The organism is Butyrivibrio sp. DSM 10294 (assembly GCF_028539135.1).
Taxonomy (GTDB): domain Bacteria; phylum Bacillota; class Clostridia; order Lachnospirales; family Lachnospiraceae; genus Butyrivibrio.
This window is the reverse complement of the sequence record NZ_JANSWL010000073.1, coordinates 20,399-44,567: the sequence shown is the minus strand read 5'-3', so window position 1 is coordinate 44,567 and position 24,169 is coordinate 20,399. Positions and strand designations below refer to the sequence as shown.

20 protein-coding genes are annotated in these 24,169 nt (G+C 46.7%); 5 read left to right on the top strand and 15 right to left on the bottom strand.

The window, feature by feature from the left end; translation table 11 throughout:
- Window positions 1–188 precede the first annotated feature (188 nt).
- Window positions 189–2,195 carry a right-handed parallel beta-helix repeat-containing protein gene (locus NXH67_RS08430; RefSeq protein WP_272797093.1) on the top strand — a complete coding sequence of 669 codons (2,007 nt, stop codon included), beginning with the start codon at window positions 189–191 and terminating at the stop codon, window positions 2,193–2,195.
- Between the two features lie 86 nt (window positions 2,196–2,281).
- Here the strand turns inward: NXH67_RS08430 and NXH67_RS08425 are convergent, their stop codons facing one another.
- The 8 genes from NXH67_RS08425 to NXH67_RS08390 all read right to left on the bottom strand — a co-directional run bounded on the left by NXH67_RS08425 (window position 2,282) and on the right by NXH67_RS08390 (window position 9,205).
- On the bottom strand, window positions 2,282–2,920 hold the full coding sequence (locus NXH67_RS08425) for a hypothetical protein (RefSeq protein WP_272797092.1): 639 nt from the start codon (window positions 2,918–2,920) through the stop codon (window positions 2,282–2,284).
- 2 nt (window positions 2,921–2,922) lie between these two features.
- A complete protein-coding gene (locus NXH67_RS08420; protein WP_272797091.1) occupies window positions 2,923–3,420 on the bottom strand; it encodes a hypothetical protein in 498 nt (165 codons plus the stop codon).
- Window positions 3,420–3,923, bottom strand: coding sequence for a hypothetical protein (locus NXH67_RS08415; protein WP_272797090.1), 504 nt, complete (start codon window positions 3,921–3,923; stop codon window positions 3,420–3,422). The genes NXH67_RS08420 and NXH67_RS08415 overlap by 1 nt, the downstream gene beginning before the upstream one ends.
- Window positions 3,924–3,925: 2 nt before the next feature.
- Entirely contained in the window at window positions 3,926–4,450 is a 525-nt protein-coding gene (locus tag NXH67_RS08410; RefSeq protein WP_272797089.1) for a hypothetical protein, read from the bottom strand.
- A gap of 38 nt (window positions 4,451–4,488) precedes the next feature.
- Window positions 4,489–5,028: a MotA/TolQ/ExbB proton channel family protein gene (locus NXH67_RS08405; RefSeq protein WP_272797088.1), complete on the bottom strand. Its 540-nt coding sequence runs from the start codon at window positions 5,026–5,028 to the stop codon at window positions 4,489–4,491.
- A gap of 150 nt (window positions 5,029–5,178) precedes the next feature.
- Window positions 5,179–5,976, bottom strand: a complete 798-nt coding sequence (locus NXH67_RS08400) for an AIM24 family protein (RefSeq protein ID WP_272797087.1) — start codon at window positions 5,974–5,976, stop codon at window positions 5,179–5,181.
- Between the two features lie 131 nt (window positions 5,977–6,107).
- Window positions 6,108–8,315: a glycoside hydrolase family 3 N-terminal domain-containing protein gene (locus NXH67_RS08395; protein ID WP_272797086.1), complete on the bottom strand. Its 2,208-nt coding sequence runs from the start codon at window positions 8,313–8,315 to the stop codon at window positions 6,108–6,110.
- 185 nt (window positions 8,316–8,500) lie between these two features.
- Window positions 8,501–9,205, bottom strand: a complete 705-nt coding sequence (locus NXH67_RS08390; RefSeq protein WP_272797085.1) for a hypothetical protein — start codon at window positions 9,203–9,205, stop codon at window positions 8,501–8,503.
- A 186-nt stretch (window positions 9,206–9,391) separates the two neighbouring features.
- Between NXH67_RS08390 and NXH67_RS08385 the strand changes: the two genes are divergently transcribed.
- Both NXH67_RS08385 and dtd read left to right on the top strand, forming a co-directional pair.
- Window positions 9,392–10,360, top strand: coding sequence for a hypothetical protein (locus NXH67_RS08385; protein ID WP_272797084.1), 969 nt, complete (start codon window positions 9,392–9,394; stop codon window positions 10,358–10,360).
- Window positions 10,361–10,795 (top strand): D-aminoacyl-tRNA deacylase, encoded by a 435-nt coding sequence (dtd, locus tag NXH67_RS08380; RefSeq protein ID WP_272797083.1) that lies wholly within the window; start codon window positions 10,361–10,363, stop codon window positions 10,793–10,795.
- Here the strand turns inward: dtd and NXH67_RS08375 are convergent.
- From NXH67_RS08375 to NXH67_RS08345, 7 genes are all read right to left on the bottom strand, one after another.
- A complete protein-coding gene (locus tag NXH67_RS08375) occupies window positions 10,792–11,490 on the bottom strand; it encodes an MgtC/SapB family protein (protein ID WP_022777517.1) in 699 nt (232 codons plus the stop codon). The two genes, dtd and NXH67_RS08375, sit on opposite strands and share 4 nt — an antisense overlap.
- Before the next feature lie 153 nt (window positions 11,491–11,643).
- Entirely contained in the window at window positions 11,644–15,903 is a 4,260-nt protein-coding gene (locus NXH67_RS08370; RefSeq protein ID WP_272797082.1) for a hypothetical protein, read from the bottom strand.
- 143 nt (window positions 15,904–16,046) lie between these two features.
- Window positions 16,047–16,802, bottom strand: coding sequence for an amino acid ABC transporter ATP-binding protein (locus tag NXH67_RS08365; protein WP_022777515.1), 756 nt, complete (start codon window positions 16,800–16,802; stop codon window positions 16,047–16,049).
- A gap of 13 nt (window positions 16,803–16,815) precedes the next feature.
- Window positions 16,816–17,472 (bottom strand): amino acid ABC transporter permease, encoded by a 657-nt coding sequence (locus NXH67_RS08360; protein WP_022777514.1) that lies wholly within the window; start codon window positions 17,470–17,472, stop codon window positions 16,816–16,818.
- A gap of 13 nt (window positions 17,473–17,485) precedes the next feature.
- Window positions 17,486–18,274 carry a transporter substrate-binding domain-containing protein gene (locus NXH67_RS08355; protein WP_022777513.1) on the bottom strand — a complete coding sequence of 263 codons (789 nt, stop codon included), beginning with the start codon at window positions 18,272–18,274 and terminating at the stop codon, window positions 17,486–17,488.
- 236 nt (window positions 18,275–18,510) lie between these two features.
- Window positions 18,511–20,112, bottom strand: coding sequence for a hypothetical protein (locus NXH67_RS08350; protein WP_272797081.1), 1,602 nt, complete (start codon window positions 20,110–20,112; stop codon window positions 18,511–18,513).
- Between the two features lie 25 nt (window positions 20,113–20,137).
- The gene (locus tag NXH67_RS08345; RefSeq protein ID WP_022777511.1) at window positions 20,138–20,518 is read right to left on the bottom strand and encodes a DUF2752 domain-containing protein; all 381 of its coding nucleotides are present in this window, start codon (window positions 20,516–20,518) and stop codon (window positions 20,138–20,140) included.
- A 194-nt stretch (window positions 20,519–20,712) separates the two neighbouring features.
- On the opposite strand from NXH67_RS08345, the gene NXH67_RS08340 reads away from it, so the two are divergent.
- Both NXH67_RS08340 and NXH67_RS08335 read left to right on the top strand, forming a co-directional pair.
- On the top strand, window positions 20,713–22,410 hold the full coding sequence (locus NXH67_RS08340) for a GGDEF domain-containing protein (RefSeq protein ID WP_272797080.1): 1,698 nt from the start codon (window positions 20,713–20,715) through the stop codon (window positions 22,408–22,410).
- The gene (locus NXH67_RS08335) at window positions 22,403–24,088 is read left to right on the top strand and encodes a GGDEF domain-containing protein (protein WP_272797079.1); all 1,686 of its coding nucleotides are present in this window, start codon (window positions 22,403–22,405) and stop codon (window positions 24,086–24,088) included. Before NXH67_RS08340 ends, NXH67_RS08335 begins: the two co-directional genes overlap by 8 nt.
- Window positions 24,089–24,169 lie beyond the last annotated feature (81 nt).

Here is a 24,169-nt window from a genome sequence, read left to right as displayed (position 1 = left end):
TTGCGCTTAGGTGGATTACTGTCAATATGTTTTTTGTTAATCTGCACATAAAACTGTAAGTTTTGACGATTTGGTTGTGCATGTTTATCTTGACTTTTGTAGGCTGCACCCATAGTATTGTTACATATAACATGTTTATCGTTAAACTTTTTGTGGGTTTATCAGCAGGTTAGCCGAAAGGAGGCTCTATGATCTACTACGTTGACGCAAGCTCCTTCCGCGATGGTGACGGAAGTGAGAGCAGACCTTTTAAGAACATAAATGACGCCGCAAGGATTGCGGTGGTCGGGGATGAGATTGTGGTTAAGCCCGGTATTTACAGAGAGCACGTGGTTCCGAGGAATGCAGGAACCAAGGAACATCCTATCGTTTACCGCTCGGAGAAGCCTTTGGGAGCTGTGATTACAGGCGCAGAGAAGGCTACCGGCTGGGAGAAGGTTAAGGGAAATGTGTGGAAGTTCACGGTAAATAACGGAATTTTTGGAAATTACAATCCCTATACTACTGCGGTTTACGGAGACTGGTACTTCGCTTCTACAAAGCGGCATACGGGATGTGTTTTTTTGAATGATAATCAGATGTATGAGACGGCAACTCTGGAGGAGTGTCAGAAGGGTAAGCCGGACATTTATGCCTGGGACAAGGAAGCTGCGGGGTATCTGTGGTTTACAGAGCAAAAGGGCGATACCACCGTTATCTACGGTAACTTCGGCAAGCTCGATCCCAACAAGGAAAATGTGGAATTCACGGTGAGACGGAACTGTTTTATGCCCACTGAGAACTTCATCAACTATATAACTGTCAGCGGTTTTAACATCAACAAAGCTGCTACCACCTGGGCGCCGCCTGCTGCCTATCAGGACGGAATGATCGGGCCTCACTGGAGTAAGGGCTGGATCATCGAGGACTGTGAGGTCTACGGAAGCAGATGCTGCGGCATTTCGCTGGGTAAGTATAAGGACCCTGAGAACGATATGTATTTTACCGTAAAACAGGTGAAGAGCCCCACGCAGATGGAGAGAGATGCGGTGTGCAGGGGACAGTTCCATGGCTGGCTCAAGGAGCGCATCGGTCATCATATCATCAGAAGATGTCACGTGCATCACAATGAGCAGACGGGTATTGTAGGCAGAATGGGAGCTGTTTTTTCAACAATTGAAGACTGCGATATTCACCACAACTGTACCTCCGCTCAGCTGGGCGGCGCTGAGACCGCCGGGATCAAGCTCCATGCGGGAATTGACGTAACTATCAGAAGAAATCATATTCATGACAATATCATGGGTGTGTGGCTGGACTGGGAGGCTCAGGGAGCGAGAGTTACTCAGAATGTTATGCATGACAACAACAGGCCCGAGGGGGTTGAGCAGCTCCCCGGCGGAATGTTCAGCACTGACGTATTTATTGAGGTAGGTCATGGTCCCACACTTATTGATAACAATATTCTGCTGTCACCGGTTGCAATCACGATTCCCAGCGAAGGAATCGCAGTTATCCACAACCTGGTGCTGGGCAGCTTCTCGCTGATCAACTCAGGTGTAGACAGCATCGTGAACGGGCAGAGAGAGCCCAGATACACACCTTATCACATCCGCCACAGGACAGAGGTTGCGGGCTTTATGACTATCCTTCACGGCGATGACAGAATCTACAACAACATTTTTGTCCAGCAGCACAAGATCCATGACAAGAAAAAGACAGCTGCGGATTCTGATTATGAAGTTGTTGGAACCAAGCCTTTTGACATCTTCCCGACTCAGGCAGAGTGGAATCAGCAGTTTGATTTCAGCAAGAAGCCGGATATGGGAGCCCTGGCTGAGGCGCACTTTGGCCATCTTCCTGTATGGATTGAGGGCAATGCTTACTTTAATGGCGCAACCGTATACAAGAAGGAAAAGAACAAGCTGGTGAACAAGACCGGCAAGATCGCCGTAGCCATCACCGAGAAAAACGGCGACTACTATCTGAAGACCAACCTTGCCAAGGAACTGGGCGACTTCACCTGCGGCATCATCTCCACCGAGATGCTGGGCAGAGCCTTCGAGCCGGAGCAGCGCTTCGAGAATCCCGACGGAACAGACATCGTCTTCGACCGTGATCTCCTCGGCGCACACCGCGGATCTGAAGCCATCCCCGGCCCGCTTACCGCCCTCTTCTCCAAGGAGCAGCTTGTTTGGAAAAAAATTGGGGTCTGACCCCAATTCACAGTTTAGACACAATTAGGTTTTGAAGAAACATAGATGAATACTGGGTTTGGGGCCTGCCGCAAAAAAAATTGGGGTCAGACCCCAATTTTAATGCTTTCAATTACGGAGATGGGAGGCGTGGCGGAGGTGGCGTCGTGGTTGTAGATGAAGAGGATGACGCAGAGGCCGTTGCCGGCGGGAGTAAAGGCAAATTCGGTGCGGAAGTTCTGATATTTGCCGACATAGTGATCAAACTTAAGTCCTGAGCGAGAGGTGCTCTGGCTGGTGGGATAGGTGTAGTGCTTGAGGGTCAGGCTGTTCCAGCGAAGGTTCTTCTCTTCGTCAGGGCAGATGTTGGAGATGATGGCGCGCTCGATAGCACGGGTCTCGTCCTTTTCATCGAATTCCTCAACGAAGTAATCGCTGTCAAAGTAGAAGATGCCGAAGATTGCGTCATTTACAAGGTACAGCTCTCCATCGCCCTCGTTATATATATGTTCGTTAAAAATATCCTTAGCATCAATTTTTTCCATTGAATCGGGAATGACATAGGTGATTTTGCCATCGTGCATGCTCTTTGCTGTACCGGTGGCGGACACTGCTGCATTGCCGCTTTTGTGATATTCATCAAGGTCAAGCTTAACGCTACCCTTAGCACTGCCGGCTCCAACCAGAGGGATGGTGAGACACAGTAACAGCAGTATTCCCATTATTCTTTTTCCACTGATCTTCATTCTCATCTCGTCTCCTTGATGCTGTAAAAAATGCCCTTGCCATCCAGGTATTCCGTAACCCTCATCATAACCTTGTAGTCAGCATAGTCATCTGTCAGCGTCACGCCAGCTCCCTTTTTGTAGACTCCTTCAAAAGCCTTCTCAAAACCATCAAGAGTCACAAGTCTGCTGTTCACATAGATGTTCTCACCGGAAACCTTTATGCCAACATTAGTCGTCTTATCTTCAGCATCTGCCCTTGCACTGTCGTCTTTAGCCGGATTTGTCTTATCATCAGCGGTCTTCTGGGGCGGCTTACTCTTATCATCTTTGGACTCACTTAGCTCCTGCGCCTGGGCTGTAATACTGTTGCCGTTCACAAGCTTGGTCATATCCACAAGGGGCCTGTTCACATTTCTTAGCTTCAGGTCAAAAAACTTGGCACCTATAAGAAGCGGCTGCACAGTGATCAGCATGATTATCAATATTCTTCCTAATCTCTTTTTATCCTTAAGATTCATTAAAAATTCTGATTCTCCTGAATGTTTCCTTCTTCAATACCGTAGCTCACAAGAAGACTCTTCACCTCCAGATAAGTTTCGGCGGCTGCGTAGTTGTCTATCAGCTGGGCCCGCTTGTAATTCCAGGCCTTCTCTCTGATGGGGTTCTGAGCCTCCTCGAAGCTGTCGTAGGTGATCCCATCCATGATTATCTCTGTGGTGGAGATCTCTATCACCAGGGCTTCCTCAAAGGCTTCCTCCCCTTCCTCAGGTACTTTCATCTCCTGCTCATCGTATTTAGCTTCCTTCAAAAAAGGCATCTGCGCACTGGAATTGATCATTATCGCCAGCTGCTGCCTTGTCAGGAAAGCAAACAAAACAATAACCGCGATGACCCCCAGCACAACTATCCTGAAAGTCTTAACCGTCACATTTTTCCTGAAAGAGCTATCCTTTTTGAACAAAAGCTGCCACAACAGCCAGCACAATGCCAGCAGGACGAGCCCCAATATTACAAGTTTCATATTCACTCCTGCCTTATCAGAAACAGATTGTTATAGGTTGCCCTAAGGGATTCGATCTCCTGTTCCAGGCGAAGATAATCCCTGTACAAAATGCGGCTGTCATCGATGCTAAGAAGCACGGGAGAGCCCTCTTTTGACTGAACAAAAGAAGTAATCTCCTCCACGAACTGCCCATAGGCCTGTTCCTGGGTCTCGGGAGTTATCACAATGTCCTCAATGAGGGTCTCGTCGTTGTAGGCGAGCCTTATGTGTCTGGTCCTGGGGTCATTTTTTTCATACATGGCGTTCAGGGTTATGAAAGCCACCAGCTGATTCTCGTTCTCGTAGTTTTCAAGCTGGGTGGTGGCCACTTCGTAATTAGCCAGGGCTTCCTCAGCGGCATTCTCCGCCTCAACAGTCTTCTCCCGCTCCTCATTGGTGACTAGGGAGAGTCTGCACATAACCACCATCAGCACTATGAAAATAACGTCCAGTAATGGGGTGAGATCAATGTCCAACCCTTTTTTGATTTTTCTGTTTCGTCTCATTTTTTTTACCGTAAAAAAATTATTATTCGAAGATTTATTTACTGCATCTCATATAGTCTGTCGATCTCGTCAAAATCAGTCTCGATACCGTTAACCACCTGGTCAGGTCTGGCTGCGGCATAGATCTTTAAAATGATAGCCCACACCAGGCCTACAAGTGTAGAACTTAGTGCTGTTGAAAGAGATCCGTACAAAGCATCAAAATCACCGTTCTGAACCTGCATAAGTCCCGGCATAAGGCCCCATACTGTACCAAGGAGTCCCATAAGCGGAAGGACAGAAATAAGGCTGACATACTTGATGTACTTGATGTTGGCAGCATTAAACCTTTTACGAATAGGCTCGTGGGCTTGCCTGTTGAACTCTTCTTTAGTATTTTTTTCAAGATTTCCTCTGGCATTCCTTAATGCCTTACTGCTTGTAGTATTGTATGCAGAGTCAGATTCTTCCTTTATTTCCTTCATCTTTTTATTTATCAATATCAGTTTGATAAGAACAAACAGACCAAATCCAAGAATAATTAGATCAATCACCTTCTCACCTAATCCCATATTTCTTATAACTTCTAATACTCCCATACTGTTTCTTGCCTCCTATTCTTTTCATTTAGCCAAGTAGTGCCTGGTAGGGACGGTTGTGAGTCAACGGGGACGGTTCTTTGTGACTCACGAAGCGAGTCACAAAGAACCGTCCCCGTTGACTCGCATCCGTCCCCTTGACTAACTCCATCATTTCTTATCCTTAGGATTTGCTATGCCTCTGTTATTCTGGACCGGAGCAATAAGCACCCTTCCGGTGCCCCTGTATACATTCACAAGACCTTCACCTGCAGCCATTGAACCAACAAGAGTAGGCGTAGTCCTTTCAACTGTGAATTTCAGATCTGTCGACCAGGCGATGGCCATATTGCCATCTATCTTGAGAACATCATTATCTAGATTGACTTCTATCAGCTCGCTCCTGGGCACGGGGCTCTCAAGGGCTACAACACCGGTGCCGTAGATGCTGGTGTTAAAAAGACCTTCCCCGCCGAGAACTGCAGAGGATACCGTGGTTCTGGCCACGACCTTCATCTGAACGCTATCCTCGCAGGCAAGAAACATGCCATCCTCGATGGTGAGCTTGCCCTCCCATTCATCAAGGTCCTCAAGAATGATGTATTTGAAGGTAGGCTCTAACACCAGCGTACCCTCTCCGGTGTAGAGCGGTTTGATGGCGGATTCGCCTGTTACCTTGCTTCCGATGTATTTTTTCATAAGGTTGCCAAGACCGGAGATATCAGTCCTTGCCTGAAGGTCGCCAAGCATCAGCTGCATGATCCCCTTCTGGGTAATGGCGCCAAGGCCCGGTTCTATCTTGGCAATGAGCTGTCTCTTTCTGACATCCATCATTGCAGCAAAATAAGCCATCTCCGCCATTTCAGGATCAACGGAGAGGTCCCTTTCGTACTCAACTACGGTAAATATTCCTTTGTTTAGGGTGATTTTCTTGGCATCCGAAGAATTGAACAGATTAGTAGTGATCATAGCCCCTCCCCAACTTTTACTATGTAACATTATACCACAAGTGCCCGTCCCCACCGCGATAAAGGGGCCAGTCCCCATCAACAAATTGTGAACAGATGACAGTTTGTTAATGGGGACTGGCCCCTATAGCATCACTCCAGCACGAACTCCGCACTATTCTCTGTGCAGGAGCAGGTTCCAACAAATACCCGGAATCTGCCGGGTTCGCTCTCGAAGCGGTTATTAATTGTCCAGAAGCGGAGCATATCCTCGGTGATCGTAAAGTACACATCCTTGCTCTCTCCGGGGTTAACGCCCACCTTCTTGAAGCCTTTGAGCTCTTTTACCGGACGAACGCGGCTGCCGGCCAGGTCTCTAATGTAGAGCTGCAGAGTCTCATTTACAGACATCTCGCCCACATTCATAACCGTAACCTTGGCCTTAATGCCCTTGGTATCATCCTTCTTAAGCGTATCCGCTGAAAGTGTGACATCGGAGACAACAACCTTGGAATAAGTAAGACCATATCCAAAGCTGTATCTTGGCTCATTGGGGCAATCCAGGAATCTTGAAGTAAACAGTGAAGGTGCATCCTTTGGCTTGGGCCTTCCTGTGTTGTAGCTGTCATAGTGAACGGGAGCCTGAGCCGCTGTGTAAGGGAAGCTCATGGGGAGCTTGCCCTGAGGGGATACCTTGCCGCTGATAACATCCATAATGGCGCGGGCGCCCTCGGTTCCGGGTCTCCAGCAGACCATAAGCGCATCGGTAGCCTTGGAGATTGCATCCAGTTCAACAGGTCTTCCGTTGAAAATAAGAGTAACCGTCTTCTTAGCCTTTTTTACCACCTCGTCAAAAAGAGCCAGCTGAGGTCTTGGAACAGTGATGCTGACGCGGCTGGTGGACTCGCCGGACTGACAGATATCCTCGCCAATGCAAAGAATAACCTCATCTGCCCACTCTGCGGCTTCCAGGGCTTCCTTCAGCATTTTCTCTCTGTCTGCATCTGTAAGCTCTGACTTGTAGACCTCCCTTGAGAGCTCGGTTCCGTCATCAACCATCTCGCAGCCAACTGCAAATCTGCACTCCGTATCGCTCCCTTTGTAAAAATCGGTTGCAGCTTCCTGAAGGCTGATGGCATGATCCTGATCACAGGAGATAGCCCAGGTGCTGTGAAGCTGGTTGCAGGTTACATATGGTCCGATGAAAGCAAGCTTCTTTGCTGTAAGAGGAAGCGCCTTATCCTTGTTCTCCAAAAGAACGAAGGACTTCCTTGCTGCGTCTCTTGCTATATCTCTGTGTTCCTGACAAAGAGCAACTTTTTCAAATTTATCCGCACCGGCTCCGTGATAAGGATCCTCGAAAAGTCCCAGATCATTCTTGAGCTTGAGGACTCTCATTACTGCTTCGTCAAGAAGTTCTGCCTTAAGCTTACCCTCTTTTACCAGCTCCTCAAGATTGTTCTGGTAGCAGTCGGTGCACATGTCGATGTCAACGCCTGCCTCCATTGCAAGTCTTGAAGCCTCCTTGAGATCCTCTGTAAGGCCCCAGTTCTTAATCTCTGCAATGGCTGCCCAGTCAGAAATAAGAACGCCTTCAAACTTCATATCGTCTCTCAAAATATCTCTCATAAGCCACTTGTTGGCTGAGGAAGGAAGTCCGTTCAGGGTGTTAAAAGAGGTCATGACGAGCTTGGCACCTGCATCGATACCTGCTCTATATGCAGGCAGATACTGCTCTCTCAAGGTGTGCTCGGAGAGCTCAACATTGGTATAATCACGGCCTGCCTCTGCTCCGCCATAAGCTGCAAAGTGCTTAACACAGGCTGCTACATGATCGGGATCCTTGGGATCTTCGCCCTGATAGCCTTCAACCATCGCTGCAACCAAACGGCTATTGAGGTACTTGTCCTCGCCTGTGGACTCAAGAACACGACCCCATCTGGCGTCTCTTACAAGGTCTGCCATGGGCGAAAAAGTAACGTGAACACCGTCTGCAGATGCTTCCCTGGCCTGGACTTCAGCACCTTTTTTAACCGTCTCGGGATCAAAGGTTGCGCCCTGAGCTATAGGAGCGGGCATAACAGTCTTGTGTCCGTGGATAACATCCAGCATGAACAGCATGGGAATGTGATGGGGATGGTTCTTCATGTATGCATCCTGAAGAGCTTTGATCTTGTCTGCGCCCCACAGTCCCAGCGTGCTGCCTGCCAGCACCTTGACTCTCTCGGAGCCTGTGGCATCGGCAAGTCCGGTGATTGCTGCATCGTCCTGGAAAACCCAGCCCGGAAGCTGCACCAGCTGCATGATCTTCTCCTCCATGGACATATCATTTAATAATGCCTTCAAATCAGTTTCTTTCATAATGGTTGTGAACTCCCTTTTTATATTAAAAAATCATTTTCGTTTCCACTGCATCTTTTTATTTTATAGGTTTTGAGGTGATAAATCTATGATATTAATGATTTTTTAATTATCATTTTTTGTAGTTTTGTGCAACAAAAAAGTGACCCGGTCGTCAAACCGGATCACCTGTATAATCATATTTTTTACTCTATCATTGTGAACTTAAGAAGCGGAACTTCCTCTCTATCTGCCATAAGAGCATTAAACTCTTCCTCGCTTCCTTCAAAGTCCACGGTATCCTCATAATTGCTGGTCTGTCTGGTAAAGCCCACAAACTGGCCGCTTCCCTCAACCACTCCGTCGGATATGTAATCCTTCATCATAAGGCTCTGCCAGTCCTCGGAGACAAAATAAGTCTCATATCTGTGATTGTCGCCGCCGTAGATGATGCCATCCTTGTAACGAAGCGGAAATGCCGAACCGTTGCCGAATACATTTCCTATATTTACCGCCTTGCCATCCCTGATGCCGTAAATGCAGGCCTCACTGGCACTGTCATCAGCAAGAAAAACAAGATCCGTCACAGCCAGAAGCTGATCGTCTTCCCCCTGAAGCTGAACATAGGCATAACCCTGTCCCTGCATAAGATTGGCAATCACATCGTCAAAGCTGTCAAACTCTGTCTTACCCGACTGCTCCTGAACGAAATCCGAAGGACCGTATCCAAAATCGTCCTCTTCCGCGAACTCATCAAGCTCCTGTACAGCTTCCGCAGCAGGTTCAAGCTCTTCGAGAGGCATTCTGCTTACGCCCAGAACCGAAGCATCGCCTTCAACCGCAGATCCGCAGGCTGTCAGCAAACCAATGATCATTGTCGTGCTCAATATCAAACCCAGTCTCGTTCTCATATGTCTCCCCTTCCTTTAACGTTTAACTGCGCTGTCTTATTTAATTATAAAGGCTATAAAGTACCCCAAACATAAACATTTTATAAAATTCCCAAGGTGCGGATTTATCGCAAATCAAGGATTGTGCTATACTTTTTGAGGGCATTTATAAAAAAAGTATGAAAAAATCACTGTTTGGAGGGGAAAATGTCTGTAGATGCTTATATGAATCCCGATTTTACCTGGGTTAAGAAGGGCCTGTTTTTGCTGACCGCCCTGGGAGGTCTTGCCCTGTGCACACTTCTGATCTTTTTATGGGCAAAAATGGCTGCTTCAGAGAAGAAAAACCAAAGGATAGGGGAAAATACTCTTTTTCACAATTACATCGAACTGTTCTATGAGATGATAATCTCGGCCACGTCGGTTATGTCTTTTGCCTGTGCCTATGTCATCATCAATCACGTGTACACTCTGGCCCACACTTCGGGTTACAGCTACGACTATTTCAAGGATTTCATTAATCTTATGGACAACTGGAAGGACTTTGTACTGCTGATCCTGATCTGTACTTCCTGCGTTCTTAATACAATCCTGGACAAACTCATTATTCCGCTCAAAAAGATTCCCCGTGAGGATAAGGCCACAGTCCGCATGCTGGCTATGTTCTACGTCATCATCATTCTGCTGACTCTGAACGTCATCGGCGATGAGAGCGAGTACAGCCCGGTTATGATGTATTATCTGGGACTGATGGTGGGACGTTTTGTTTACTTCGATGCTTCCTTCAGGGATTTTATCGGAGCTTTGAAAAACATGTTCTTTAAGCTGCCGCTTCTGGTGCTGGGCATGGCGCTGTCGGGGCTGCTATGTTTCTTCGGATTCAAGGCCGGATATTTATTGGAGAGAAATTATTATATTGTTGGCATCTTCTATACGCATCTGTTCCTGCTGCTGGCGGTATTTATTGTAAAGCACAGCCATATCCTTGAGCTGATTGTGAAACTTCCCAAGGAGGAAAAAAGCATAAAAGCTTCGAGGAAACGTCGAAATGATAAAAGCGCCAGAGATCGCCGCAAGGTTCAATATGAAGACAGGCGCAGCGAAGACTACGATTACGACTTTGATGAATCAGATGATGCATATGCAGATTATGACGATGATTACAGGGAGGACTAAATGAGAGCAGTATTAACCCGCGTATTATCCGCATCCGTAACAATAGATGGCAAAAAAGTATCCGAAATCGGCAAGGGATTCCTGGTGCTCCTTGGTGTTCACGTAAACGACACCGAAGCACAGGCAAAAAAAATCGCAGACAAGATCTGCGGTCTCAGAATATTTGAAGATGAAAACGGTAAGATGAACATAAATCCCAAAGATGCAGGGGCTGAGCTCCTTATCGTGAGCCAGTTCACGCTCTATGCGGACTGCAGTTCAAGAAGGCCGGGCTTTACCGACGCGGCAAGGCCGGAAATATCAGAGCCTCTGTACGAGCTGGTGGTAAAAGAGTGCCGCGACAGAGGCTTCCGGGTTGGCACCGGAGTATTCGGCGCCGATATGAAGGTTGAGTCGGTGAACGATGGGCCGGTGACGATTGTGCTGGATATTTAAATTTCCTCTACATAGTTAACAAATTCTAATTGGTTCAGGTTGTGAAGAAATTCCGGGTGGGATCTCATGGTATCAAAATCCACATCAAGCATAAGCGCTACATCGCTGGATTGTAGCGTTTTTTCTTTGCTCTTGGTCATGCTGGCGATGGTATAGTTCTGCTCTGCAATCCACTTGGAGAGCTTCTTTACTCCGCCGCTCTTATTGACCTCAATGTAAACACTGATGTATTTGCTGGAATTCTCAACTCTTTTGCTAAGTCTCACAAGAACAAGGTTGGCAATCATTACAAGAAGGAAGCAGACAATACCGATGATCAGATACCCGCCTCCGATGGCCATTCCCATGCAGGAGGTTACCCACAGGGACGCCGCGGTGGTAAGGCCCTTGATCTGCTGCCTTCCTGTTACCAGAATGGTACCCGCGCCAAGGAAACCGATGCCGCTCACAACTCCCGCAGGAATACGGCTTACATCAGCGCTGAGCCCCGGTAACATCGCAAGATAAATATTAAGCGACGTGGCAACCGCAGACCCAAGGCTCACCAGGGCAAAGGTCTTGATTCCGGCATTATGTCTTTTTACAACTCTTTCCCAGCCTATAAGGCTTCCGAATAAGGTGGCAATGATGAGTCTGATGGCCACAGCTATATCATTGGAACTCTCCAGAAATTCCAGAATTATTTTGGCATTCATATATTTCTCCCCAAAAAGTATTGATGTTACTTACATTATACCGAACATAACCCTATTGTGAAAGCCATTGCTTTAGTCAGCGAAAGTGCCTGTCACTTTACTAAACGAAAGTGCCTGTCACTTCATCAAAGTGAAGTGACAGGCACCAATTGATTATTTATTCTTTTTATCTTTTTTGTTCTTTCTTCTAATGACTTCCTCTGTGGTGATGCCTGCTACGCCGGCACCGAGAAGGAGCCATGGCCATGGGAAGCCCTTCCTTGTAGGTACAGGAGGAATGAGCTTGTCAGCTGAGATTGTTGCTGACTCTGCCTCGTTGGAAACAACTACCTTGGCGGAATCGTCCTTGGTCTCTGCGTTCTTTTCGCCGGGAACATTGATGGTCTCTGCGATTTCACCCATGTTGTATTCAGCTGTGGTTACTGCTACTTTCTCTGCAGGCTCTTCCTTGGAAGGCGCATTGTTCTTGGTAGCGACAGGTCTCTTGGCACCGAGAACCTCGGGAAGATCTGAAGGGTTAACATCTCTGTCTGATACAGGGATCAGCTTCTCCTCAGGCTTCTTGCCTGTGTTACCTGAGCCGTTTCCGTTGTCGGAATCGTCGTTATTTCCGTTGTCAGAGCCGTTATCCCCGCCGTTGCCTGGAGTCTCGTCCTCAGTAGGTGTGGGCTTCTTAACTCTGAAGCTGTTCTCATCGTAAAAAGCGTCCTCTGCTTCCTTAGCATAATCGGTAGCTTTATCTGCTTCTGTATTAGCTTCGGCAGCTGCCTTCTTGGCATCCTCGTATGCTGCGAGAGCCTTCTCGTACTCTGCCTCGAGCTTCTTGATGTCTTCCTTGCTGGCGCCTGCTGCAGCTTTGAGTTCATTAAGCTTTGCAGCCATCTCCTCAACTTTCTTCTCTGCCTCTGATACAGAATCGAGTTTCTGCTTAGCTGCCTCTCTGGCTTTAGTAGCATTTGTCAGCTCTGATTCTGCGGTCTTCTGATTGTCCTTAGCGCTGGCAAGATCTTTCTTTGCATCCTCAAGGGCCTTCTGCGCATCTACATTGTCCTTATCTGCCTGTGTCAGCTCATCAGCGGCTGTCTTGGCTTTCTCTTCTTCGTCAGCAAGATTCTGCTTTGCATCTGCAAGCTTCTGATTGGCTGTGTTTGCTGCCTCTTCTGCCTTAGTCAGAGCTTCACTCTTCTCATTAGCTGTTCCACTTGCTTCATTATATGCATTGGTTGCTTCTTCAAGAGCCTTATCAGCCTTTTCCTTAGCATCTTTAGCGGATTTTAGATTTCTGTTAGCTTCATTGAAGTTGGCTCCGATACGCCAGCTAGCTTTTTCCTTATCCTCGACTTCTTTGGCCTTATTGAATGCCTCCTCTGCTTCTTTATAAGCAGCCTGAGCATCCTCCATCTTCTTACGAAGCTCCTCTGCTTTGGAAAATGCCTGATCATATGCTTCCTGAGCGTCTTCAAGGTCAGACTGCTTATCTGCAACTACTCCTTCAGCTTTCGTTACATCTGAAGTTGCCTGTTTAACTTTGTTTTCTGCCTCTTCCTTGTTTGAAGCGGCCTGTCTTGCGGCATCTGCTGCCTGCTCTGCAGTTTGCTGAGCGCCTTCATAGGCAGCTGTCTTCTCCTGTGAAGCATTGGCGTTATCTACAATAGGCTTGGCAGCATCGATTCTTTCCTGCTCACTATCTATCTTCTCCTGAGCTTTTTCAGCTTTGCCGGCTGCAGCTTCAGAATCGGATATAGCCTTATTGTATGCCTCTTCGCTCTTTCCTTTTCTTTCCTTGGCATTTGTTATCTCAGTTTCCTTTTCACCAACTTTGGTAGTGAGATTGGAGATTGTGGTGCCAAGTTCGGTTACCTTTGTCTCGAGCTGTCCTTTGGTTGTCTCAGCTGTCTGCTTAGCCGTTTCCTGGGTAGATTTCTCTGCGGATTTTGCATCCTTTATTTTGCTCTCACAGTCTCTACAATCAGCTTCAATAATCGGATTTTCAGTGTCACGCTTATCGATAATTCTGATCTTTGTAATTCTGTTATTATTTAGTAGATAACGAGGAGCAATCTGATGTTCATTACGATCATTAAGACATTCAAAATTGTATCTTCCAATTTCCTTGCCTTCATATCTTACTATCATGTAGTTACTATCCCAGTCAGCAAATGGTACCTCAACTAATCCATCAACGCTTATATCTTTGGGATCATATTCGGGATGCTTCTGGTATACAAGAAGCTTAATCAGATCTTTCGCAATTTTCTCATTATCGCCAAGCTTTCCTCTGGTCTTACTATTCTTCTCCAGATTCTTCATCCAACCATCAACAACATCGATGGCATCCTCGATATCTTTTATGTTGTCCTCAGCCGTCTTAATATCTGACTTTGCAGTCTCAATATCTTCCTCTGCCTGAGCCTTATCCTCCTCAGCCTTAGTCTTCTGTCCTTCAAGCTCAGTCTTCTCGTTATTAGCAGTCGCAATATCCTTGTCTGCCTGATCCATATTACCCTTTTCGGTCTCTGCGATATCGTCGGCAGCTTTCTTAGCAGCCTCAGCAGCAGCCTTTTCCTGATCAGCCTTTGCAATATTGGCTTGTGCATCTTCAAGGGTCTCCTGAGCTTTCTTGATTACTTCAGCAGCCTCTTTCTCATCAGCCACTTCGCCGATTACTTCTTCGAGAGCTTTCTCAGCAGCCTCTTTTTCACTCTTAGCAGTCTTAAGTTTGGACTCTGCGTCTTCCTTGGCCTGCTCTGTCTTCTGAGCTGCTTCTGCTGCAGTCTTCTCATCGTCTACAGCCTGCTCCTTGGCCTTATTGGCAGCATCAAGCTTACCGTCAGCCTCATCCTTAGCCTTCTGTGCATCTTCAAGAGCCTTCTGCGCAGCCTCTACTTTTTTCAATGCTTCCTGGTAAGCATCCTCAGCAGCTTTTTTATCTTTCTCTTTTGCTGTCTTGTCAAGCTCTGCTGCTTCACGCGCTATTCGATTCTTAGCTTTCCTCTCCTCCTGCTTTCTCTTTTCTTCATAAGCTTTATCATATTTTTCCTGAGCCTTCTCAAGTGCTGCCTCTGCGCTCTCTACAGCTTTTTCTGCACTTTCCTTGGTCTCTTTGGCATCCTCAAGCGCTTCCTTGGCTGCCTTGTCCTCAGCCTTGGCAGTCTCAAGGTTCTGACTGCATTCCTCTATCTCAGAGTTAGCATCCTCAATATCCTGAGTGTACTTATCGATGTTATCCTGAATTTTCTGAGAGTTATTCTGCTTCTCCTCAAGATTATCTGCAGCCTTCTGTGCTGCATCTGTTGCATCTGTAAGAGCTGTCTCCTTTGCAGAAACTTCCTTATCAGCATCCTCTTTGTTCTTGGTAGCCTGAGAAAGGTTAGTATCAGCAATATCAAGTGCCTTCTTAGCGCCGTCAACTGCTGCCTTGGCGTTGTCGATGGCTTCCTTAACATCACCGCTGTAGTTTCCATCAGGATCTGTGATGCCATTCTTTCTGAGGATCTCCAAAAGAGCGCTCTCTGCAGCGGTAACTGCAGCCTCTGCCTTGTCATAAGCTTTCTTGGCATCCTCTACTTCTTTGCCTGCTGCATCGGCATCAGCCTTAGCATTCTGAACTGCTGTGTTTGCTGCCTCTGCCCTGTTTCTGGCATCCTCTGCTGCCTTATTGGCATCATCCACAAGAGACTGGGCATCTTCCTTGGCCTTCTCAGCGGCCTTCTTGGAATTGTATACCTTGTCTGCTGCGTCCTTGACAGCTGTGCTGTTCTCGGCAGTCTGCTCAGCATCAAGCTTGGCATTATCTGCTGCCTTAGCAGCTTCTTCTGCTTCTCTTACTGCTGCCTGAGAATAATTCTCAGCCATCTTAACAGCTTCGTCGCTTACAGTCTCTCTGTAATCTGATACTGCTCCGGCAGCTGCATTGTTGAGGCAATCAAGGTTATCTACATCTTTGTCGATGTTGTCGATAGCCTTTTTCGCACTCTCAAGATTCTTATCTATTTCACTCTTTTCAACTGACTCAGCAGGAGCATCTGTGGCAGGTTCTGTAGGATCTGCAGGCTGCGAAGGCTCAGCGGGATCTGCGGGCTGCGAAGGCTCTGAAGGGTCTGCAGGCTCAGCAGGATCTGCGGGCTGTTCAGGCTCAGCGGGATCTGTAGATGCAGCCGGAGCAGCATCATCCATGGCACCGCTGACAGCCTCTTTTGCCTCGTCTATAGCATCAGAAACAGCGCTGTTCATCCCCTTAGAAGATGACGCATTAGCATCGCCATTCTCCTGTACAGCACCCGGTGTCTGTGCTGAAGGGTCTGAAGGGATATCGATGTCAGCTGCCTGAACAGTCATAGACTGAAGGCTCATGCTGGCACTGATACCGATAGTCAGCGCTTTGATTATCTGCTTGTCAATTGTGTTTTTCATACTCTCTCTCCCTATTATTAACTTATTCATATCAGTCACCTATCCTTTGGCGACTTTGACATAATAGCAAGGAGAAAATCATATGAATCATCATATTGAAATTTATTTTTGTTTTAGATGATTTTAATTATGATTTTATTTCTTTAGTGAGAACTCAAAGAAGACAGGAACTGCCTTGTGCGTTCCTTGGCAGGATTATTGATGACGTCCGCCGCAGGGCCTTTCTCAAGAATAATTCCGGAGTCCATAAAAATAACTTCGTCAGCTACATCCCTGGCGAAGGCCATCTCATGGGTTACAATGATCATGGTCATATGCTTGTTGGCAAGTTCCCTGATAACGCGAAGAACTTCGCCGGTGAGCTCCGGATCCAGAGCCGAGGTGGGCTCGTCGAAGCAGAGAATATCAGGCTTAAGAGCCAGTGCTCTCGCAATCGCAACACGCTGCTGCTGACCGCCGGAGAGCTGATGGGGATAGTTGTTCATTCTGTCTGAGAGCCCCATCTGGTCAAGGAGCTCCTTGCCCATATTAAGGATCTCTTCGCTGCTCCTGCCATCGCCCCTAAGGCTTGGCGCAAGAGTTACGTTCTCAAGAGCTGTGTACTGCGGGAAAAGATTGAACTGCTGGAATACCATTCCAAAATGGAGGCGCTTCTCCCTGAGTTCATCAGGGTTTCCCAGCTTCTCCGATGCGTCAAACAGCTTCTCTCCATTGACGGTAATGGTGCCCTCATCAGCAAACTCCAGCAGGTTAAGGCATCTTAGCATAGTGGTCTTACCGCTTCCCGAGGAGCCGATCACAGAAATGGTCTGCCCCTCCTCCATGCTGAAGGATATTCCCTTGAGGATCTCAGTATTTTCGAATTTCTTTTTCAGGTTGTTAACTTCAAGTATTGGCATAAAACTTCCTTTTTTATCTGAAATATGACAATTTGTCCTCTATATATCTAAATAGCAGTGTAAGCAGTCCGCTGAAGATCAGGTAGAACGCGCCTGTGTAAAAAAGCGGCCAGATGATTCCGCTACTTTTGATAAAGGCCTGACCGTTCCAGATGATCTCGTATACTGCGATAACTCTGGCAAGGGAGGTATCCTTGACCAAAGTGATGACTTCATTGGAAATTGGCGGAACGATGCGCTTGATGAGCTGGAGAAGGATTACCTTCTTGAAGGTCTGCCATCTGGTCATTCCAAGAACCTGTGCAGCTTCGTACTGGCCCACGGGAATGGACTGCACGCCGCCTCTGTATATCTCACTGAAATAACAAGCATAATTGATGACAAAAGCGATCAGCGCCGCCATGAATCTTCCCTGCCCAGAGGTTCCCCAGACATTGATGCCAAAAAAGATACCCGGGCCATAGTAGATAACAAGGAGCTGTAACATCAGCGGCGTACCTCTGATAATCCATATGATAAAACGAAGAACTGCTCTTAAAATGCGCAGCCTTCCCATGGAGCCAAAACAGATAAGAAGCCCCAAAGGAAGTGAGAACAAAAGTGTCAGCGCAAATAATTTAATTGTGGAGAGGAAGCCCTCAAGTAGTGATAAGGTTACGGTCCAAAACATAAATAAGCCTCTTTTACTGGGAAATTACTGCGTCCTGGACGCCATACTGCTGAGCAATCTGCATGAGACTTCCGTCGTCGTAAAAAGCCTTGAGCTGATCGTTGATATATGCTGCAAGGTCAGAGCCTTTTCTGCAGCCGATGCCGTACTCCTCAGTGGTAAGCTCAACTGTGTGTGTAAGGTCGGGATAGCTGGTTCCCTCACCGATCATGGCTCCTGCCATAAGAAGGTCGATGATGCAGGCTCCTGAAGTTCCTGCCTGAACCTCCATAACTGCGTCAGCCTGAGATGTTACACCGATATAGTTAAAGTCGCTATCCTTGGCAGCCTGCTCGCCTGCAGAACCTGTCTCAACAGCAAAGCTAAGAGCCTTGGCTTCGTCAACGGTTGTTACTGTAGCTGCAACAGATGAAGGAACAACTACTACCTGTGCATTGTTAAGATAAGGCTTGGAGCACTCCATAGCGCTCGTAACTTCGGATGTAAGAGTCATTCCATTCCATACAACGTCGATTGATTTGTTGTTAAGCTCAAGAACCTTGTTGTCCCAGTCTATCTCTACGAATTCAACCTTAACTCCAAGGGACTCTCCAACCTTTTTGGCAAGATCGGCGTCAAAACCGATCCAGTTGCCGGAGTCATCCTTGTAATCCATAGGTGCGAAATCAGTGATACCAACAAGAAGTGTTCCCTTGTCCTTGATATACTCAACATCTGTCTTAGCTGCTCCTGCACTGCCGCAGCCCATCAGCGATAACGCCATCACCATGGCAGAAAATGCCGCAATAATCTTCTTTTTCATAATACTTTCCTCCTGTGCGATTTTAATATGATTGATATATTTTAACATAGCATCATGGTAATTGTATACCGCATTAGCATACTAAAGTGTTTATTTTTATTTTTTTCGCAAAAAACCCCGCTCCGGTAACGATCTGGTCGCGCGGAGCGGGGTTCCATTATATTTGTTCGGGTCATAAAGTCAAAATGCTTAACATGCATGCATGTACGCATTTTTGACTTTTGACACCCATATCATCACATTAATGTCTCATCAACATGTACATGCGAGAAAAGATACTTATCAAGTCTTACAATTCCCCAAGGCAGGTAAATGCCGCAGGTAATAGCACTTAATATCGCAAAGATCAGGTACTGTCCGAGAAGTCCAAGACCTGTTCCGTCGTATCTCATTCTGTCATTGGCTACAACAGAGTGCTTCATCTGCCACTTCTCGATCATTGTGATGGTCCAGGGTGCTGCAATACCGCAGGTCAGCATAACAAGAAGTCCCTGAAGAAGTCCGTAGCCCAGATACTGGAAGCTGTTGCCGTCGAAGCTTCCCTGCATTTCAGGCTGATCCTGATAGAAGGTGTGCTTCATCTCCCACTTTCTTACAGCCACATACATGAAGAAACCATAGATACCGCAGGTAACAGCTGTGAGGATCTCCCAGAGGATCCAGTGTCCGAAGAGGTTGCCGCCGGTTCCGTTGAAATCAAGTCTTCTGCCATCGATAACTGTGTGGGTCTTTCTCCACTTGAAGATCTTGCAGAGCATCCAGGGTGTTGCAAGACCGCAGGTGATACCGCTGAGAATAAATGTAAGAAGCAGAATTCCGAAGAGTTCGATACCGCTTCCGTCAAAGTAGGACTCGCCGCCCTGAGTAGGAACCACAGGAGCAGGAACATATCCGTTCACAGAATCACCTGTTACACCACCGGCTGCACTACCTGCAGCATCGGGATCAAATCCTTTAATTGTCTCATCAGCTCCCATTGCACCATCAACCGCACTTGCCGCACCAGCTACAGTTGCCGCACCGGCAACACCCGCTGCCGCAGCAGCACCGGCTGCCTTATTTCCCTCAGCCTGTTTCATCTTGGTTCTAAGGTCATTGCAGAAGTTCTTGTAAGCTTCAATATCTTCCTGAACGTTAGGCTCAGACTCCATGCCCTTTTTCTGAATGCATACTCTCGCGATTGACTCTGCGCCCCATACAAGAGCCAGCAGCCCAAAGGGAAGATTAACATGTTTCCAGTAAAAGAACATGCCCAGGCATGACAAAAATCCAAATACAGCAGCTCCAAGAGACACGAAACTGTAAAGGCTTCTCTTCTCGGGCTTTTTGTACAGAATATATCCCACAGCACCGATGCCGGCACCTGAAGCAACAACAAATACCAATTTAACAAGTCCCAGAACAAATCTAAGCAATGTTCCGATTAATGGAATCAGGAATAAAATTCCGAACACCCTGATCAGAACCGTCTTGACGATTCCCATGACAAGGGGCATAAGAAGGAGTACAGGTGCCGCAAGCTCCATGTTCTCCACAGTAAGATAATCTCTCCAGTTCTTGACGATATCCTCAGCCTTCTTGCCGGCCTCGTTAACGCCGTTCTTAAGAGCCTTGGCACCGTCGGAATTCTTGAGATCGTTGATGGCACTGTCTATGCCGTTTCCGATGGTCTCTCCCGCATTCTCTATGATATTCTCGGCCTTTGTGCCGTCTCCGGACGCATCAAAAAAGTCTCCGGACTTAGGTCCTTCTCCCGGTACCGGTGGCTGTTCGCCGCCGCAATGTGGGCAGAACCTGCTGTCATTTTCTATTTCTTTACCACAGTGACAACAAAACATTTTACATTTCCTCCAATATACTTTTTTAGATAAGGTCATTACGCAGAACAAAAAATGCTACGCAGACCAGCAGACAGGCTACAAGAAACACAATTTCCCATATCCTGAAATCTTCTTTTCCCTTATTTATATATCTGATAAAACGAAATATAAAAAAGACAACAAGCACCGGCAAAAGAGATACCGACAAAACATTCTCCCCGGCAGCCTCCCCAAAGTCCCCATGGACCATTGCCGCCAAAGCATGACTCATGCCGCATCCCGGACATTTAAGACCGGTAATTGTTCTGAAGATACATGGCAGTCCTATCCCGAAGCCGGTAAACACCACGACATAAATGATAAAAAGTATCAATAGCGGCACTATGGTTCTTGCCACTAAAGTGAGCCTTTTACGCTTATCCATGGCGTATTCCTCCTTCGTTAAAAAACTGTCAACCCCGTTATTTTATCATATAAAACCGCTGAAAATTTGACCATTATGTGAATTATTAAAAAAATGGTAAAAAATTGAGCAGAGCAGATAACACAAGAATCTGTATCATAGTCATAAAATGGTATATAATATAATATGTATCAATATATCGTTTGTGGTGACCTATGAATAAAAGGAATGTAAATCGCAGATTCTTTATGCTCCCGATTGTATTATTCATTATTACCCTTATGATGGTTACTTTCGGAAGCAGAATAATGACGGAATCCCGCAGATTCCAATTAAACCGGCTGGACAAGGGCTGGTCTTTTTCTGATGGCGAATACACCACGGACGATGTCACCCTGTCCAAACTAAGGATTAACCACACCTATAGGGGTGAGACTATAATCCTCACAAACACCCTGTCCAAGAAAGCTCTTATATCTCCCACACTCCTTGTCATCAGCAAAATGGCCGTTGTCGAGGTCTATATAGACGAGGAAAAAGTCTACGAATCCGGCCGGGAGTACTATGACAGTGGACTTATCGTACCAAAGAACTATCATTTCATACATCTAAAGGACACCACCAGCGATCACAAGCTTAAGATAGTTCTCACAGTATGCGATGAAGATGCTTTTACCCAGATAGAGATTCCCTACTATGGCACCATGCACGGGATCATGAAAGAATTCATGGAGATCCACAGGCTCCCTCTGTTCGTGGGCGGATTCCTTGTAATATACTCCTGGATCCTGTTCTCGCTGGCCGTATACCTTATTTTGACGAAAAGGTCAACTCCCTCCATGTTCTTTAGCTCCGCCATAGCGATGCTTCTGGGATTGTACACCTTTACTTACAACGACATATTCTATCTTCTGGGAGACAAGGATTATTTTTACAATATTATGGAATACATGGCTCTATACATGATTCCCCTTGCCATCAGCGTGCTGTTCTACTCGACGCATCCTACGGTTGCGCCAAGACGCCAGCTTCTGTGCCTTAATCTGAACACGCTGTTTCCAATCGCGATACTTCTGATCAATCACCTGAAGGTCGCCCCCATCAATCATTTCATGGTTCCCTTCCAGGCAGTATCGACACTGGAGATACTTATCATGCTCCCGCCGCTTCTTATGGGACTTAACAGCGAGCACAAAAAAAAGCTTGCCTCGGACACCTACACCGGAGTTGACGCCGACAGCTATATGATGCTGGGCTTCATAATCCTGATATTCTTTGGTCTTCTGGAAATCGGAAGATATCATTACAACCGTTATGTCAGCACCACTGTCAATGCCTATACAAGCATCAATTATCTGACTCTGGGAATGCTGTACTTTGTATTCTGCCTGTTTATCTACTATTTCCTGCACGGAATAGACAGTACCAACTCCAAATATGTGCAGGAACAATTGGAGGGCCTCGCCTTTACAGACACCCTGACGGGCCTTGTGAACAGAGCCAAATGTATGCAGTACTTTGCATCGGTCCGGGTGCCCTACGCCATAGTAAGTATTGACCTTGACCGGCTCAAATATGTTAACGACACCTACGGACACATCGCAGGAGACAAGATGATAAAGGACTTCTCTGAGCTTCTTGTCAAAGCCTTCCCAAATGCTGCGGTAATAGGAAGGGTTGGAGGCGATGAGTTCCTTGTTTCCATTGAAAATCCTGATGCTAATATCTGCGATGATTGCATTAATTTTTTACAAGAGCTTATAGATGAATATAACCAAAGTTCTCAGGAATTCAAGTTGTCAGCCTCCTGCGGCTACGCCTACAGCGAAGAAGACAGGACCGGAGGTTTTGAATCCATTTTTATTCTGGCTGACTCGAGAATGTATGAGATGAAGGAGAAGCACCATGCGTAAAAACCTGTTATGTCTTGCATTCGCCTTCATATTGTTTCTGTGTCAGATAGTGATCTGGACCGCCTTCTTCAAACCTTCGGCGGAAGAATCCATAGAGATTCTGAACGAGGGCTGGGAAGTTATCTACAATGACACAGTTTACGAGAACATCAAGCTTTCTGCCCTCAGAAGGCTTATTGGTCATGGAACCCACAAAGGAGATACCCTTCTTCTTGCCAAAGATCTTGACGCCCTGGAAGGCATGGACTCTCCAACAATCTTCTTCGAAACCAGATTCAGTGCCTGGAGGCTTCGGTTCGGCGGTCAGGAGATATCAAACCGTTACTATGACTATCTTGATAAAAATCGTTATATCGGATGCGAGAATCATTTCATCACCCTGCCCTCTTCAACAGGCAAAGTGCGCCTCGAGATAGAACTGAAGGTCAATGAGGACGGCGCCTACAGCTACTATGAAGCTCCGGTCCTCGGAGATTATCGAAATGTCATCAAATACCTGGCCTATAGGGACTTCTTCGTATTTATGGCATCGGCATTTCTCATCATCTTCGGCCTTATGTTCTTTGCCATAACCCTGGGATTTAGAAGTACTCTCCCTGAGATCAAGATGCAGACCTTCTCATCTCTTTTGTTTGTCACACTGGGAATATGGTTCCTAACCCAGTTCAGGCTCCTTAGCCTTTTTGTAAACACCCACGGCCACGAGACCGAGCTGGAGTACATATCCCTATATCTTGCGGTTCCCATTATGTACATGGTAATCGGCAGCATGCAGGACTATCTGCATTACAAGCCCTTCATAGTCTTTGCCTCCACCAGTACAGTGGTGGCTCTTGCCCCTATCCTCATCCACGCTCTTAATCTGGATCATATGAACGAATACCTGGGAATCTACCAGTTCAATGCGCTGGTATTGGCATGCTTCATGATCTCCATGCTGATACGTGATATAAAGACCGGGAAAATAACCAATTCCCAGGCCATACAGCTTGCTGGAATGATCGTGCTCACAATTTCCTTTGTTATCAACGTATTCTTCTACTACCTTGAAGTAGTCGGAGTATATGAACAGATTCTGCTGTCCAAGGTGGCGGTTCCCATTGGCGCGCTCTGCATGGTCTTTGCGGCCCTCATCAACTACTACATCTATATTTCAGATTCTTACGCAAGGAAAAAAGAGAACGCCTCCCTTGCCCATCTTGCCTATGCCGACGGTCTTACCGGACTTCCCAACAGATCCAAGTTCGAGCAGTACCTGACAGATCTGGATAAGTCTGACAAGAACTACTGCATTCTCAGCATAGACTTAAACGGCCTTAAATCCGTCAACGACAGATCCGGTCACCTTATAGGAGACAGGTATCTTCTGGAGTTTAGCAAGGCCCTTAGAAAAAGTGCCCCCGAAGACAGCTTCATTGCAAGGATCGGCGGCGATGAATTCGTAATGATACTTACGGGTAACAGTCTCAACAAAGCAGAAGATGTGGCAACCAAGCTCAGCAGAGAACTTGAGCTTTATAATGCTGCGGATAAAAGAATAAAAAGAAGCGCCGCTCTGGGATATGCCTACAGACATGAAGCCGCCGGCGCTGATTATCATGACGTTTATCTTTTGGCTGACCAAAGAATGTATGCCAATAAGTCAGCTATGAAAGTCAGAGCAAGACATAATGCTTAATCTTGGTATTCAATAATTAAATATCGTTTTTCGATATATTTTTGTTGACAAACGAAATTCACTGTTCTAAACTTCTCTTAT

Excerpts from the sequence above, each read along its gene's own strand:
- NXH67_RS08385 (WP_272797084.1), top strand. The coding sequence starts at position 9,392 with ATGTCTGTAGATGCTTATATGAATCCCGATTTTACCTGGGTTAAGAAG.
- NXH67_RS08425 (WP_272797092.1), bottom strand. The coding sequence starts at position 2,920 with ATGAAGATCAGTGGAAAAAGAATAATGGGAATACTGCTGTTACTGTGT.
- NXH67_RS08415 (WP_272797090.1), bottom strand. The coding sequence starts at position 3,923 with ATGAAACTTGTAATATTGGGGCTCGTCCTGCTGGCATTGTGCTGGCTG.
- NXH67_RS08400 (WP_272797087.1), bottom strand. The coding sequence starts at position 5,976 with ATGATCACTACTAATCTGTTCAATTCTTCGGATGCCAAGAAAATCACC.
- NXH67_RS08375 (WP_022777517.1), bottom strand. The coding sequence starts at position 11,490 with ATGAATGCCAAAATAATTCTGGAATTTCTGGAGAGTTCCAATGATATA.
- NXH67_RS08395 (WP_272797086.1), bottom strand. The coding sequence starts at position 8,315 with ATGAAAGAAACTGATTTGAAGGCATTATTAAATGATATGTCCATGGAG.
- NXH67_RS08390 (WP_272797085.1), bottom strand. The coding sequence starts at position 9,205 with ATGAGAACGAGACTGGGTTTGATATTGAGCACGACAATGATCATTGGT.
- NXH67_RS08410 (WP_272797089.1), bottom strand. The coding sequence starts at position 4,450 with ATGAGACGAAACAGAAAAATCAAAAAAGGGTTGGACATTGATCTCACC.
- NXH67_RS08420 (WP_272797091.1), bottom strand. The coding sequence starts at position 3,420 with ATGAATCTTAAGGATAAAAAGAGATTAGGAAGAATATTGATAATCATG.
- NXH67_RS08360 (WP_022777514.1), bottom strand. The coding sequence starts at position 17,472 with ATGTTTTGGACCGTAACCTTATCACTACTTGAGGGCTTCCTCTCCACA.
- NXH67_RS08345 (WP_022777511.1), bottom strand. The coding sequence starts at position 20,518 with ATGGATAAGCGTAAAAGGCTCACTTTAGTGGCAAGAACCATAGTGCCG.
- NXH67_RS08340 (WP_272797080.1), top strand. The coding sequence starts at position 20,713 with ATGAATAAAAGGAATGTAAATCGCAGATTCTTTATGCTCCCGATTGTA.
- NXH67_RS08430 (WP_272797093.1), top strand. The coding sequence starts at position 189 with ATGATCTACTACGTTGACGCAAGCTCCTTCCGCGATGGTGACGGAAGT.
- NXH67_RS08335 (WP_272797079.1), top strand. The coding sequence starts at position 22,403 with ATGCGTAAAAACCTGTTATGTCTTGCATTCGCCTTCATATTGTTTCTG.
- NXH67_RS08405 (WP_272797088.1), bottom strand. The coding sequence starts at position 5,028 with ATGGGAGTATTAGAAGTTATAAGAAATATGGGATTAGGTGAGAAGGTG.
- NXH67_RS08370 (WP_272797082.1), bottom strand. The coding sequence starts at position 15,903 with ATGAAAAACACAATTGACAAGCAGATAATCAAAGCGCTGACTATCGGT.
- NXH67_RS08365 (WP_022777515.1), bottom strand. The coding sequence starts at position 16,802 with ATGCCAATACTTGAAGTTAACAACCTGAAAAAGAAATTCGAAAATACT.
- dtd (WP_272797083.1), top strand. The coding sequence starts at position 10,361 with ATGAGAGCAGTATTAACCCGCGTATTATCCGCATCCGTAACAATAGAT.
- NXH67_RS08355 (WP_022777513.1), bottom strand. The coding sequence starts at position 18,274 with ATGAAAAAGAAGATTATTGCGGCATTTTCTGCCATGGTGATGGCGTTA.
- NXH67_RS08350 (WP_272797081.1), bottom strand. The coding sequence starts at position 20,112 with ATGTTTTGTTGTCACTGTGGTAAAGAAATAGAAAATGACAGCAGGTTC.